Annotated in this window: 11 protein-coding genes; 2 read left to right on the plus strand and 9 right to left on the minus strand. The window is 71.8% G+C overall.

What is annotated here, in order from left to right; genetic code table 11:
• Window positions 1-30: 30 nt before the first annotated feature.
• On the minus strand, window positions 31-2463 hold the full coding sequence (locus tag Q4V64_RS22485) for a tetratricopeptide repeat protein (RefSeq protein WP_124441369.1): 2433 nt from the start codon (window positions 2461-2463) through the stop codon (window positions 31-33).
• Between the two features lie 97 nt (window positions 2464-2560).
• Here Q4V64_RS22485 and Q4V64_RS22490 point away from each other — a divergent pair, with 97 nt between their 5' ends.
• On the plus strand, window positions 2561-3067 hold the full coding sequence (locus Q4V64_RS22490; protein WP_124441368.1) for a DUF2165 domain-containing protein: 507 nt from the start codon (window positions 2561-2563) through the stop codon (window positions 3065-3067).
• A gap of 94 nt (window positions 3068-3161) precedes the next feature.
• Here the strand turns inward: Q4V64_RS22490 and Q4V64_RS22495 are convergent, their stop codons facing one another.
• From Q4V64_RS22495 to Q4V64_RS22505, 3 genes are all read right to left on the minus strand, one after another.
• Window positions 3162-3725 (minus strand): hypothetical protein, encoded by a 564-nt coding sequence (locus tag Q4V64_RS22495; RefSeq protein WP_124441367.1) that lies wholly within the window; start codon window positions 3723-3725, stop codon window positions 3162-3164.
• Window positions 3726-3827: 102 nt separating this feature from the next.
• Window positions 3828-6413: a bifunctional FO biosynthesis protein CofGH gene (locus tag Q4V64_RS22500; RefSeq protein ID WP_124441366.1), complete on the minus strand. Its 2586-nt coding sequence runs from the start codon at window positions 6411-6413 to the stop codon at window positions 3828-3830.
• 69 nt (window positions 6414-6482) lie between these two features.
• Entirely contained in the window at window positions 6483-7349 is an 867-nt protein-coding gene (locus Q4V64_RS22505) for an LLM class F420-dependent oxidoreductase (protein WP_124441365.1), read from the minus strand.
• Window positions 7350-7415: 66 nt separating this feature from the next.
• Here Q4V64_RS22505 and Q4V64_RS22510 point away from each other — a divergent pair, with 66 nt between their 5' ends.
• The gene (locus tag Q4V64_RS22510; protein ID WP_124441364.1) at window positions 7416-8951 is read left to right on the plus strand and encodes a CehA/McbA family metallohydrolase; all 1536 of its coding nucleotides are present in this window, start codon (window positions 7416-7418) and stop codon (window positions 8949-8951) included.
• 9 nt (window positions 8952-8960) lie between these two features.
• Here Q4V64_RS22510 and Q4V64_RS22515 read toward each other — a convergent pair whose 3' ends face one another.
• From Q4V64_RS22515 to Q4V64_RS22535, 5 genes are all read right to left on the minus strand, one after another.
• Complete coding sequence (locus Q4V64_RS22515) at window positions 8961-9368, minus strand: hypothetical protein (protein ID WP_124441363.1); 408 nt, start codon at window positions 9366-9368, stop codon at window positions 8961-8963.
• Window positions 9369-9381: 13 nt separating this feature from the next.
• The gene (locus tag Q4V64_RS22520; RefSeq protein ID WP_124441362.1) at window positions 9382-9885 is read right to left on the minus strand and encodes a protease inhibitor I42 family protein; all 504 of its coding nucleotides are present in this window, start codon (window positions 9883-9885) and stop codon (window positions 9382-9384) included.
• Window positions 9886-9936: 51 nt separating this feature from the next.
• On the minus strand, window positions 9937-10329 hold the full coding sequence (locus Q4V64_RS22525) for a type VII secretion target (protein ID WP_172629292.1): 393 nt from the start codon (window positions 10327-10329) through the stop codon (window positions 9937-9939).
• Between the two features lie 160 nt (window positions 10330-10489).
• The gene (locus tag Q4V64_RS22530; RefSeq protein WP_124441360.1) at window positions 10490-12079 is read right to left on the minus strand and encodes a peptidoglycan-binding protein; all 1590 of its coding nucleotides are present in this window, start codon (window positions 12077-12079) and stop codon (window positions 10490-10492) included.
• Between the two features lie 173 nt (window positions 12080-12252).
• On the minus strand, window positions 12253-12507 hold the full coding sequence (locus Q4V64_RS22535) for a hypothetical protein (protein WP_253267080.1): 255 nt from the start codon (window positions 12505-12507) through the stop codon (window positions 12253-12255).
• Between the last annotated feature and the right edge of the window lie 574 nt (window positions 12508-13081).

Genomic DNA, 13081 nt, shown 5'->3' on the forward strand with positions numbered 1-13081 from the left:
TCCCTCGCGGAGGTGGAACAGATCTGCCAATTACCGCTCAGGGGCAGGCAGGGGGCGAGTGGCGAGGAGCGTTGCTCGCTGGGTCAGGGCCCAGGTGTAGGTCGGCCTCAGCTGTAGTGCGCGGTTCAGGTCGGTCAGGGCCTCCTCGTGGCGGCCCAGGCGGGACAAGGAGGCGCCCCGGCTCGCGTAGGCCGACGCGTACTCGGGGTCGAGGGCGAGTGCGCGGTCGTAGTCGGTGAGGGCCTCCTCGTCGCGGCCGGCCGCGCGCAGGGCGTCGCCGCGTTCGCAGCGGGTCCAGGCCCAGTCGGGATCCAGGGCGAGGGCACGGTCGAGGTCGGCCAGTTGCCGGGTGGGGTCACCGAGGGCGCGCCACGCCCGCGCCCTGCGCACCAGCGCCCAGACGTACTCCGGCCTGAGTTCCAGCGCCTGGTTCAGGTCGGCGAGTGCCTCGTCGAGTTCGCCGCGGGCGAGGCGGGTGGCGCCGCGGGAGGCCCAGGCGAAGTGGTGGGCCGGGTCGAGCCGGATGCTGTGGTCCAGGTCGGCGAGGGCCCGGTCGTGGTGCCCGAGGATGCGGTGATACTCACCACGGGCCGCATGGCTGCGGGCGTCGTCCGGTGACAGCGCGAGCGCCCGGTCCATGTCGGTGATCGCCCTGTTGTGGTCGCCCTGCCTGGCGTGGAGGATCGCCCGGCTTCGGTAGGCGCGGGCCAGGCCCGGATCGAGCGCGACGGCCCGGTCGTACGCGGCCAGAGCCTCTTCGTGTGCGCCGGCGTCCCGCAGTGCGCTGCCCTGTACGGCGTGGCCCAGGGCCTGGGTGCGCTCGTCGAGGCCCGCCCGGCGCAGCACCGCCCCCAGCGCGGCGGCCGTACCGCCCTCGCCGAGCGCCCGCGTCAGCTCACCGCCCCACCGCTGCGCCGTCCGGGCCCCCGCGTCCCGGCCCGCGTCGGTGAGGGTCCGTGCCCAGCGGCCGGCGGTGACGTCACCGTCGGCGGCGGCCCGGACGAAGTCCCGCAGGACCTCCGGCAGCGCGGCCCGCTCCCCCGCGCACAGCGAGTGGTACGACTCCGCGAGCCGCAGCTCCCGCCATTCCTCGTCCGCCCACACCTCTTCGACGTCCCGGCCGGCCTCGGCCTCGGAGCGCCACTGGGCGAACACCTCGGCCAGCCGCCGCTGTGTTCGCGCCCACCCGCGAGGGGAGCGCCGCCGCTGCAGCCGGAGCATCGGCGCGCGTACGACGTCGTGGTACCGCAGCCCCTCCCCGTACTGGACCCCGTCCCCGCGCTCGCTGACGAACGGCAGGCCCGTCAACCACCCGTACAGGGCGTCGACTTCGTCGTCCGAGCCGTCGACCAGCGCCCGGAACACGTCCGCGTCCAGCCGCCGGGGCAGCGAGCCCGCCAGCGCGGCGGCGCGCCGTACCGGATCCTGCTCCCACTTCAGGAAGCGGTCCACGGCTGTGGCGCTCGGATCGCCGATGTCGTCCGGGTCGCCGGGGCGGGTCTCCGCCAGGGTCGACACGAGGACGGGCAGGCAGCCGGTGAGCCGCAGCACCTCCTCGACGACCGGCTCGGCGACCACATCCTTCCCGGCGAGCAGCCTGCGCGCCTCGGCCTCCGTGAACGGACCGAGCGGCACGTCCGCCACCGCGTCCGCGAAGCCGCCCCAGCGGGCGGCGTCCAGGGGCCGCTGACCGGCGGTGACCACGACGACGGTCGCCGGCAGCTTGCCGTGCGGCTCCTCACGCGTGACGACCTTGTGCAGCCACTGGTCGAGGAACGGCCCTGTCCGCTCGTACGTGTCGAAGAACAGGACGATCCACGGGACGGCGGAGGCGGCGTCGCGCAGTTCGCGGAGCAGGACCGGTGTGAGCACCGTCTCCGGCGACATCACCAGTTCCACGTCCTCGTGGTTGCGGAAGCGGGCGCTGAGGCCGGCCCGCAGCCGGTCCGCGCCCCGGGCGAGCCGGGCCTCGTCGACGACGTTCGTGAAGGGTCCGGCGCCCGGCACGGTGGCGCTCACCGTCGCGAGGCCCATCCGCACCAGGGCCGTGCTGCCGGCCGACGGCTCCTGCGACTCGGGGTCGAGGACGGCGAGCGCGGCCGCCTCCGCCTCGTGCCGCCGCTCCCGGTACGTGGCCAGCAGCCGCTCCAGATCCTTCAACTTCCGTCCCTGAACCGCGAACTGACGGCACACCGCGGTCAGTGCCTCCGGCAGGCTGCCCGCGCTCTCGTCGACGTACGCCGTCAGGGCGCCGCGTTCGCGCGCGAGGTGCTCCAACTCCCGTACCAGGAACGATTTTCCGACGCCCGCGTTGCCGTGCACATGGAAGCGGAAGCGGTGCCGGGGGTCGTCCAGCGGGATGTCGAAGTTCCGCTGGAACAGGGCTCGTTCGGCGTTCCGGCCCACGAATGCGGCTCGTCTGTGCTGCTGGACGATCTCCTGCATCGACGGTTGCGACGCCATCCACGCCCTCCCCTCGTACGGCCCGACCTCCTCCATTCTGGCTCAATGCGTACGAGGCGTACCGAGGCACCGCCCCCGTGCAGGGAAAATGGCCGCCATGGCCACAACAACCCCACGCAGCGCCCTCCACCTCACCGCCACCCTCCTCACCGCCTCCGTCGCCCTCTACATGACCCTCGTCGCGTTCGGGAACATCACGGACTTCGGCACCAACCAGCAGTTCGTCAGGCACGTCTTCGCCATGGATACGACGTTCAAGGACGACGACCTGATGTGGCGGGCCATCACCAACAAGGGGGTGCAGGACGCGGCGTACGTCGCCATCATCGTGTGGGAGACCGTCGCCGCGCTCGTGCTCCTCTACGGCACCTGGCTGTGGGCCCGGCGGGACCACGACGGTGCCCGCCGCATCTCCACGTACGGTCTGCTCATGGTCATGCTGCTGTTCGGCGCCGGGTTCATCGCGATCGGCGGCGAGTGGTTCGCGATGTGGCAGTCCGGGGACTGGAACGGTCTGGACGCGGCGACGCGGGCGTTCCTGTTCAGTGGCGTGGTCCTGGTCGCCGTACACCTGCCCATGAAGCCGACCGGCTCGACCGCTTGACCACTACGGCCGCTTGACCACTACGACCGCTTGACCACTACGACCGCTTGACCACTACGGCTGCTTGACCAGCACGACTACTCGACCAGCACGGCTACTTGACCACCACGACCGTCGTCCCCGTCTCGCCGAACGTCCACAGCGCCGACCCGTCCGCCTTGCCCGTGCGGATGCCGCTGGTCCGGATCCCCTGGGCGGGCGGGGGCGACGAGCCGTCCACCGCGTTCGAGAAGGCGATGGACAGACCGGACTTGGCGGCGAAGTACAGGATGTGCTCGATCTCCACGCCGTCGGAGCCCGTGGTGGCCTCCGTGCGCTGGGAGATCGTGTAGGTGCCGGGGTCGGGGCTCACCGTCCCCGGCCACACCGTGAAGGTCCGGCGGGAGACGTCGCTGGCGTCGACCAGCCACACCCGCTTCTGTCCGAGGGAGTAGACGACGCGCCGCCCGGTGCCGGAGCCGTCCGGTACCACGGCGGGGGCCTCGGACTTCGTGGGCTTGGGCTGCGCGCCCGCCGACGCCGACGCGCCCGGCCGGGCGGGCGTGGCGGTCGGGTGCGCGCCCTTGTCCGCCTGTACGCCCAGGACGGCGACCGCCACGATCGCGCCCGCCGTCAGGCCGGTCACCCAGACCCACGAGGGAAGCCGTCGGGCAGGCACGGGCACGCATCTCCTCAGCTACGGGACCCCTCCGATCAGGGGTCCGATCATCGTACTGGGAGCTTGGGTGTGGCCTCGCTCCAACCGGCCCCGGCCCGCCCCTCAGTCCAACACCGGCAACAGCTCCGGCAGATGCCCGTCCGACACGGCCGCCGCCCGCTGCCGTTCCTCCGGCACCTGTGCGTACAGCGTCGTGCGCGGACGTGCCGGGCGGCCCGCCGCCTCCGCCACCGCGATCAGGTCCTTGACCGACTTGTAGGAGCCGTAGGAGGAGCCGGCCATGCGGGAGATGGTCTCCTCCATCAGCGTGCCGCCCAGGTCGTTCGCCCCGGAGCGCAGCATCTCCGCCGCGCCCTCCGTGCCCAGCTTCACCCAGCTGGTCTGGATGTTGGGGATGTGCGGGTGGAGCAGGAGCCGGGCCATCGCCGTGACCGCCCGGTTGTCCCGCGTCGTCGGGCCGGGGCGGGCGATTCCCGCCAGGTACACGGGCGCGTTGGTGTGGATGAAGGGGAGCGTGACGAACTCGGTGAAGCCGCCGGTCCGTTCCTGGATCCCGGCCAGGGTCCGCAGGTGCCCGAGCCAGTGCCTCGGCTGGTCCACATGCCCGTACATCATCGTCGACGACGAGCGGATGCCCAGCTCGTGCGCCGTCGTGACCACCTCGATCCAGGTCGCCGTGGGCAGCTTGCCCTTGGTCAGGATCCAGCGGACCTCGTCGTCGAGGATCTCGGCCGCCGTCCCCGGGATCGAGTCGAGGCCCGCCTCCTTCGCCGCCGTCAGCCACTCGCGGACGGACATCCCGGTGCGGGTCGCGCCGTTGACGACCTCCATCGGCGAGAACGCGTGCACGTGCATCCCCGGGACGCGCTCCTTCACCGCGCGCGCGATGTCGAAGTACGCCGTCCCCGGCAGGTCCGGATGGATGCCGCCCTGCATGCACACCTCGACCGCGCCCACCTCCCACGCCTGCTGCGCCCGGTCGGCCACCTGGTCCAGCGACAGCGTGTACGCGTCCGCGTCCGTCCGGCGCTGCGCGAAGGCGCAGAAGCGGCAGCCGGTGTAGCAGACGTTGGTGAAGTTGATGTTCCGCGTGACGATGTACGTCACGTCGTCGCCGACCATCGACTTGCGGACGTCGTCCGCGATGCGGGTGAGGGCGTCGAGCGCGGGGCCGTCGGCGTGCAGGAGCGCCAGCGCCTCGTCGTCGGTGAGGCGGGTCGGGTCGTCGGCCGCCGTCGCCAGCGCCTGCCGTACGTCCGTGTCGATGCGCTCCGGCACCATGCCGGGCGCGGCCGCCTCGCGCAGGGCGCCCCAGTCGCCGTACACCTCGTCGAAGTCGTCGCGGCGGTCGGACGTACGGCCGTCGGTGTCGATGGTGCGGTGCAGGTCCGTACGGCCGGAGGGCTGGAAGGCCTCGTCCGGTTCCTGCCACGGGTGGCCCTCGACGGTCGCGTCCGGCAGGGCCAGGCCCGTCTCCGGGTCCGCCAGCGCCCGTACGTGCGGACGCAGCCGCGGGTCCAGCCACGGCTCGCCCCGCTGGACGAACTCGGGGTACACGCACAGGCGTTCCCGCAGCTCGAAACCGGCCGCGCGGGACTTCTCCGCCAGCTCCTCGATCTGCGGCCAGGGCCGCTCCGGGTTGACGTGGTCGATGGTGAGCGGCGACACCCCGCCCCAGTCGTCGATACCGGCGCCGATGAGGCGCTCGTACTCGGAGTCGACGAGGTTGGGCGGCGCCTGGAGACAGGCGGCGGGCCCCATGATGTGCCTCGCCACCGCCACCGTGGCGACCAGCTCGTCCAGTTCCGCGTCCGGCATGCCGCGCATCGCGGTGTCCGGCTTGGCGCGGAAGTTCTGGATGATCAGTTCCTGGATGCCGTGGTACGACCGGGACACGCGGCGCAGTGCGAAGAGGGACTCGGCCCGCTCCTCGTACGTCTCGCCGATGCCGATGAGGAGGCCGGAGGTGAAGGGCACGGAGGAGCGGCCGGCGTCCTCCAGTACGCGCAGGCGTACGGCCGGCTCCTTGTCCGGGGAGCCGTGGTGCGGGCCGCCGGGCTCGGACCACAGGCGGGTCGCCGTCGTCTCCAGCATCATGCCCATGCTGGGCGCGACGGGCTTGAGCCGCTGGAAGTCGGTCCAGCTCATCACCCCGGGGTTGAGGTGCGGCAGCAGGCCCGTCTCCTCCAGGATCCGGATGGAGATGGCGCGGACGTACGCGATGGTGTCGTCGTAGCCGTGCGCGTCGAGCCACTCCCGCGCCTCGGGCCAGCGCTCCTCGGGCTTGTCGCCGAGGGTGATCAGGGCTTCCTTGCAGCCGAGGGCCGCGCCGCGGCGGGCGATGTCGAGGACCTCGTCGGGGGACATGAACATCCCGTGCCCGGCACGGCGCAGCTTGCCGGGGACGGTGACGAAGGTGCAGTAGTGGCATTTGTCCCGGCACAGCCGGGTGAGGGGGATGAAGACGCTCTTCGAGTACGTGATGACGCCGGAGCGGCCGGCCGCGTCGAGGCCGGCGTCCCGCACCCGGGCGGCGGAGGCGGTGAGGTCGTCGAGGTGCTCGCCGCGCGCTTGCAGCAGAACCGCCGCCTCCGTCACATCCAGCGCGACGCCGTCCCGAGCGCGTTTGAGGGCGCGACGCATGGAGTTCTCGGTGGGGCCGGTTCCGGAGGTCGCGGAAGTCGTCATCCTTCGAGCATACGAGCGACGTGATCAAACCCGGCAGGCGCCGCCCGATTCGTCCCCGGGGGCCGGTCGTTACACGGTGCCACGAGCATCGGTGACATAACGGGCATAGTCGTCGAGCACCTTCAGCACCTCCGCCTCCCCCGCCGGCGGCAACTGCACCACGACCTCCTCGATACCGAGTTCCGCGTAGTGCGCGAGCTTGCCCGGGTTCGGGTGGACGGCGTACGGGACGACCTGCAACGCCTCGGGGTCCCGACCGGCGTCCGTCCACGCGGCGCGCAGGGCGGGCAGCGACTCCGACAGGCCCCGCCCGCCGATGGGCAGCCACCCGTCGGCGTACTCGCAGATGTGCGCGAACAGCTTCGGCCCGGCCGCCCCGCCGACGAGCGTGCGCGGACCGACGACCGGACCGCGCGCCTTCTGTACGGGTTTGGGGTGCGCGAAGCTGGCCCGGACGCCCCCGAACTCCCCTTCGTGGGAAGTCGGCTCCTCGCTCCACAGGGCGCGCATCAGCGCCATCCGGTCCCTGACGAGCTCGCGCCGCGTACGCCACTCGACGCCGTGGTCGGCGGCCTCCTCCACATTCCACCCGAAGCCGACGCCGAGCGTGACGCGCCCGCCGGAGAGGTGGTCCACGGTCGCGACCTGCTTGGCGAGGTCGATCGGGTCGTGCTGGGCGACCAGCGTGATGCCCGTGCCGAGGCCGAGCCGCTCGGTGACGGCGGCCGCCTGGCCGAGCGCGACGAACGGGTCGAGGGTACGGCCGTACTCGCGGGGCAGTTCGCCGCCCGCCGGGTAGGGGCTGGTCCGCTCGACGGGGATGTGTGTGTGCTCGGGCAGATACAGCCCGGCGAATCCACGCTGCTCCAGCTCACGGGCGAGCCGGGTCGGGGTGATCGTCTCGTCGGTGAGAAAGACCGTCACGGAGATACGCATGGCTCATCTGTACCTGGCCACATCCGATCTGTCCATACCGACTGGTCGGCATCTTGGCGTTCAAACGTGGGGCGGCGAGTCGGGATCCGGCCGAGAAGTCATGGCAGTGGAGCCGCCGCCGCGCTTACGTTGGGAAGCGTGAGCTTCGCTTCAGCGGCCGAGGGAACCGACGGGACCGACGGGACCGACGGGAACCAGGAGACGAAGACGGTGCGCGGCACGCTGCCCATCGGCTCGCCCGACTTCGTGTACGTACCCGTCGAAATCCCCTCCGGCGTCCGGGAGATCAAGGTCTCCTACACCTACGACAAGCCGTCCGTCCCGGCCGGCACGCCCGGCAACGCCCTCGACATCGGCATCTTCGACGAACGCGGCACCGAGCTCGGCGGGAAGGGCTTCCGTGGCTGGTCGGGAGGCGCCCGGACCGAGTTCTTCCTCCGCGCGGACGACGCCACGCCGGGCTACATCCCGGGCCCGGTGCGCGAGGGCACCTGGCACATCGCGCTCGGCCCGTACACGGTGTCCCCGCAGGGCCTGTCGTACGAGATCACCGTCACCCTCACCTACGGCGAGCAGGGCGAGGCCGTACGGCCGACCTACCCGCCCGTGCGTGCGAAGGGCCGGGGCCGCGCCTGGTACCGGGGGGACTGCCACCTGCACTCCTGGTACTCCGACGGCCGCCGCACCCCGGCCGAGATCGGGGCGCTGGCGCGGGCCGCCGGGCTGGACTTCATCAACACCTCGGAGCACAACACGCACGCGGCGCACGCCCACTGGGCGGACGTGGCGGGCGACGACCTGCTGGTCCTGACGGGCGAGGAGGTCACCACGCGCAACGGCCACGTGCTGGCGCTGGGCACGGACCCGGGCACCTTCGTCGACTGGCGCTACCGGGCCCGCGACAACCGCTTCGGCCGTTTCGCCGGCCAGATCCGCCGGGCCGGAGGGCTCGTCGTCCCCGCCCACCCGCACGCCACCTGCGTCGGCTGCAACTGGAAGTTCGGCTTCGGCGAGGCGGACGCGGTGGAGGTGTGGAACGGGCCCTACACGCCCGACGACGAGGTGGCGCTGGCGGACTGGGACGGCATGCTGGTCGCGTCCGTGCGGGACGGCGGCCGCGACTGGATCCCGGCGATGGGGAACAGCGACGCACACCGGGCTCCGGACCCGGTCGGCTCCCCGCAGACGGTCGTCCTGGCCGACGACCTGACGCGGGAGGCGATCCAGGAGGGGATCCGGGCGGGACGGTCGTATGTGGCCGAGTCGAAGAAGGTCTCGCTGGCCTTCACGGTGTCGGACGGGCGGGGTGAACACGCGGGTATCGGGGAGCGGTTGTCCGTCGCCCGCGACACCCCGGTCACCGCCCGCCTGGAGGTCACCGGCGCCCCGCGCTGCCGGGTCCGCTTCGTCACCGACCAGGGCGTGCTGTTCACCAGCGCACCGCTCCCGGTGGCGGGGTCGGGGGTGGTCGAGTGGCGGACGACGCCCTCCTACGCGGCCTACATCCGTGCGGAGTTGCGGCACGAGACGGCGGCGGGGCCGCTGCCGGGGGCGCTGGCGGCGTTCACCAACCCGATCTTCCTGGGGCGCGGCGTCGAGTGACGTACTCGGTCAGTTCCGCGTGCGGGCCCTCGTCAGGTGCTTCACCTCGATGATCGTCGCAACGGCTCCCAGCCAGCGGGCCGCCGCCTCGTCGGCGGGGGCGCCGCCCGCGAGCTGCGTGGCGGCCTCCAGCCAGTCGCGTACGACGGCTGCCGCCTCCGGGCGCGGCAACGGCTCGGGCAGCTCCGCGGCGTATGCCAGGCCTCCGGCCCGGACCACCTCGGCGAGGAAGGCCACCGAGCGCGGCTGGGTGCCGAGGCGGTCGAGGATCACGGCGGCGGCCGCGGCGCCGTCGCCGAAAAGGGCGGTGCGGCGGGGGCCGGGGGCGGCGGTGAGGCCGTAGCGCAGGAGCACGGTGACGTCGAACTCGGCCAGTTCGTCGTCGGTGTGGGACGGGTGGTCGGGGGTCGTGTTCATCGCGGGCCTCGGCTCAGCTGACGGTGACGGTGTAGGTGACCCGCTCGGGCTCGGACGGGGTGGCGGACGCGCTCGGCGTCGCTGCCCGTGTCGGGGAAGCCGTGCCGCTGCCGTCGCCCTCGCAGGTGGTGGCGAACGTGCAGTGCGTCAGCACGATCTCGGTGCTGCCCTTGCCGGTGGCCTCGAAGGTGAAGGTGAGGCTGCTGCCGGCACCGGGCACCGGCTCGTCGCCGGAGTCCGACTCGCTCTTGTGACCTCGGCTGCGGACCACCGAGGCGTCGGGCGCGGGGTCGCCCAAGTACCAGTGCTCGCGGGTGGAGGCGTTCTCCTTGACGGTGAGCGTGAAGCGCTCGCCGACCTCGGCGGAGATGCTGCTGTCCTGGGTGGGGTGACTGGAGGGCGTGGCGGGCTTTTCGGGCTCGTCGGTGCCCGTCCCGCAGCCCGTGGCGAGGGCGAGGAGCGCTACCGCGGTGACCGCCGCCCTGCTCCGGGAGATGGACGTGGACGCGGTACGCATCGTTGGGTTCACTGTTCGCTCTTCGCTTCCTTGTCCCTCAGTACCGGGCCCTCAGTACTGGGACAGAACCGAGGGCCGCTCGGCGAAGGTCGGCATCGTCGTCATCTCGCTGTCGCCCACGCTCACGCCGCTGACCCGGGTCTCGACCAGGCCGTCGCTGCCGGAGTACGCCCCCTTGGCGAGGTGCACCTTGTCGGCGAGCTCGTGCAGCGCGTCCTCGATCGTGCGCGCCTCCGCCGCCCAGGCCGCGGCGTAGGAGTTGAACGCCTCCGCGGAGTCGGCGCCGCCCAGCGTGTCCGTCGCGTAGCAGGCCCTGGAGTCGATCGCGGTACGGATCTTCCCCGCGTCGTCGCCCGCGCCGTTCAGTTCTTTCGCCTGGCCGGTGAGACCGCTCTTCTGTACCGAGAAGTCCCGCGCGGACGTGGAGTCCTGTGCGGAAGCCATCGTCATCCCCCGTATCCCGTATCCCCGTCGATCACGTCGGCGGGAGGCTAACACGCGGCGGTGGCGCGGATATCCGCCGCTCACACGCCCCGCACGCGGCTCCCACACCATCCCCGCGCAGCCCTCCGGCCTACTGCCCTACTACCGCTGCCCTACTGCCCTACTGCGGGACGTAGACGCTGTACGCGTCGTCGAGTTCGCCGTTCGACGCCTTGCCCATGTCGCCGTTGATGAAGTCGTCCTCGCTGACCCACGTGGTGGTGCCCCAGGGGTTGTAGATCTGCAGCATGTCGCCCTCCTGGCCGATGATGGTCATCGCGTGGGCGCCGTCGTCGCTCTTGACGTCGACCGGTACCGGCTTCCCTTCCGCGACCGACTTCTCCACCTCGGTCAGAACCTGCCTGCGCTCGTCGGCGCTGTTCATGTCGTGGCGCTGGTAGTCCTCGCCGGTGGCGCCGCCGATGGCGTCATCGGCGATACGTTCCTGCCCCTCGGGGCCCATGCCGGTCCAGTTGGCGCCGCCGTCGCCCTCCGTGTGCAGCCGGTGCTGTTCCTCCACCAAGCGCTCACGGAAGGCGTCCGGGTCGTCCTCCTGCCCGCTGGGTCCGCCGGTGAGTTCGAGGGCGTAGAGGGGGTCGACCATGGCGCGCGCGGTGACGGTGGACGAGGCCACGCAGGTGCCCTCCGAGCCGTCGCCGCCCTGGATCCATTTCTGGCCGTCGAACATCTGGTCGTCGGTGTTGACGCTGGATCCGTTGGGGTTCGTCCCCTCGTCGTTCAGGCTGTCGGCCTCGGTGGTGATCGGCGACAGGTGCCGCTGCAGCCACGCCGGGTCCTTGCCCTGGATCTTGAAGGCGAACTCGTCGATCTCGTCGACGCTACGCCCCGCGGCGAGGGCCTTCATCAGATACGCCTTCTCCTGCGGGGACGACGTGTTCGCCATCAGCAGCTCCATGCGGGCCCGGTCGGCCGGCGGAAGGTTCTCCATGGCCCGCCCCGAACGCTCCAGTTCATGAGCGGAGAGGATCTCGTTGTACTCGGCCTCGCCCTTCACACCGCTGGCGTCGGCGAGCATGAGTCGGTCGACCGGGGACAGCTCGTCGGTGTCCATCTTCCCGGCACGGGCCTCGGCAGCCCACTTGTTCAGGTCCCGGGCCGCGATACGGCGTGCCTCGCCGGCGGCGAGGACGGCGTCCCGCATCAGGCCGACGCCGTAGGAGGCGAAGTGGGCGGCGTTCTTCCGGTCCCACTCCTCCTCGTCGTTCTCGCGCAGGTTGTCGAAGAAGCCCTCGCGGTCGCTGCCGATCTCTGCCAGCGCCTGCTTCAGCTTCCCCCGGCCCTCGCTGTCCTGGCTCTGGGCCTCCGTGATCGCGTCGGCCAGGACGATCAGCGCCCTGAAACCGCCCTCGAACGCCTCCGCCATGTCCGACACGGCCCGCCCCGCGGCGCTCACCGCGTCCGAGGCGAGAACACTCGTGTCGCCGACCCAGACCTCCGGCAGCCCCTTGCGGGCCACCCTCTCCACCCGGTCGTGCAAGCTCATGGCGTCGTCGAGCTGGTCGCGGTACCGCCTGCCCAGCGACTCCAACGTCCCCGGATCACCCTCTGGCCGGGGCTCCGCGGCCGCCTGCTCGATCAGATCCAGCAGCTCGTTCTTGCTCCCGGCCGCCAGCATCCGCTCGCTCAGCCCCGCCAGCCGCTCGGCGCGCTCGGTCGCGGACTCGTTGATCCGCCGCAGGACTCCTGACATCGCCGGCCCCGTTCCCCCGTTTTCCGTCACCGCGACACCGACGCCGTCAACCCGGCTTCCTGCGCGGCGCACTGAACATGATCATGCCCGCGGGACGCTAACACGCGCGGAGACCGCACCAGCGGGGGATCACACGCCGCGCACACGGCTCCCACAGCATCCCCGTGAGGGCTTCATCCGGCCGGCGTGCCGGGCCGCAGAAGGCGCTGAAGGATCAGGCGCAGGGTGCGGAGCTGGGCGGCCGGACTGAAGGACGGCTTGGTAGCCCGCTCCTCGTCCTGCTCACGGCTCAGCAGCGCTTCGAGTTCGGGATCGCGGTAGGCCTGGATCATCGCCTCCATGACGAGGGCGGGGACCAGCGGCTCCGTGGCCGGTGCGGCGAGAAGGTCCACGGTGTCGAGGAGGGCGACCCACGGATCGTCGCCCACGACGAGAAACGCCGCCAGTACTGGAGGCCGGCATCGGTAGATCGAGCAATTGGAGGAACTGTTCCAGGCCCCTGAGACAAAACCGCAGGTCAGCCCAGAGCAGGCTGGAACAAATCCTCCAATTACCGCCTGGACGCGCCGCCGACCCACCCTGCCGCGCGCCCCCACCACCCACCGACCGCAAGCCGCTCAACCCACCCGGCGTGCAGGCGAGACGCGCCCGCGCCCGCCGACCCCGGCCCGTAAGCCAGCCGACCTCACCGCAAACGCACCTCGGCTGCCCGCTCGCTTCTCCCCCGTGCTGGAGCGGCCCGGGTCAAGGGTCGGCCGCAGGCCGATCGCCGAAGGCGACGCGGAGCGACAGCGGAGCGACAGCGGAGCGACAGCGGAGCGACAGCGGAGCGACAGCGGAGCGACAGCGGAGCGACAGCAGAGCGCCCTCGACGCGGGCCGCGGAAGCACGACACTGACCAGCAAGCGGGCGGCCCAACGGCCACGCCTCCAACAGACGCCCACCCGAGACGCCCCCGACCCCGAGCACAGAGGGACCTCAGTCCACCACCTGTGGATCACG

The sequence above is a fragment of the Streptomyces sp. NL15-2K genome, from assembly GCF_030551255.1.
In the GTDB taxonomy this organism is placed as follows: Bacteria; Actinomycetota; Actinomycetes; order Streptomycetales; family Streptomycetaceae; genus Streptomyces.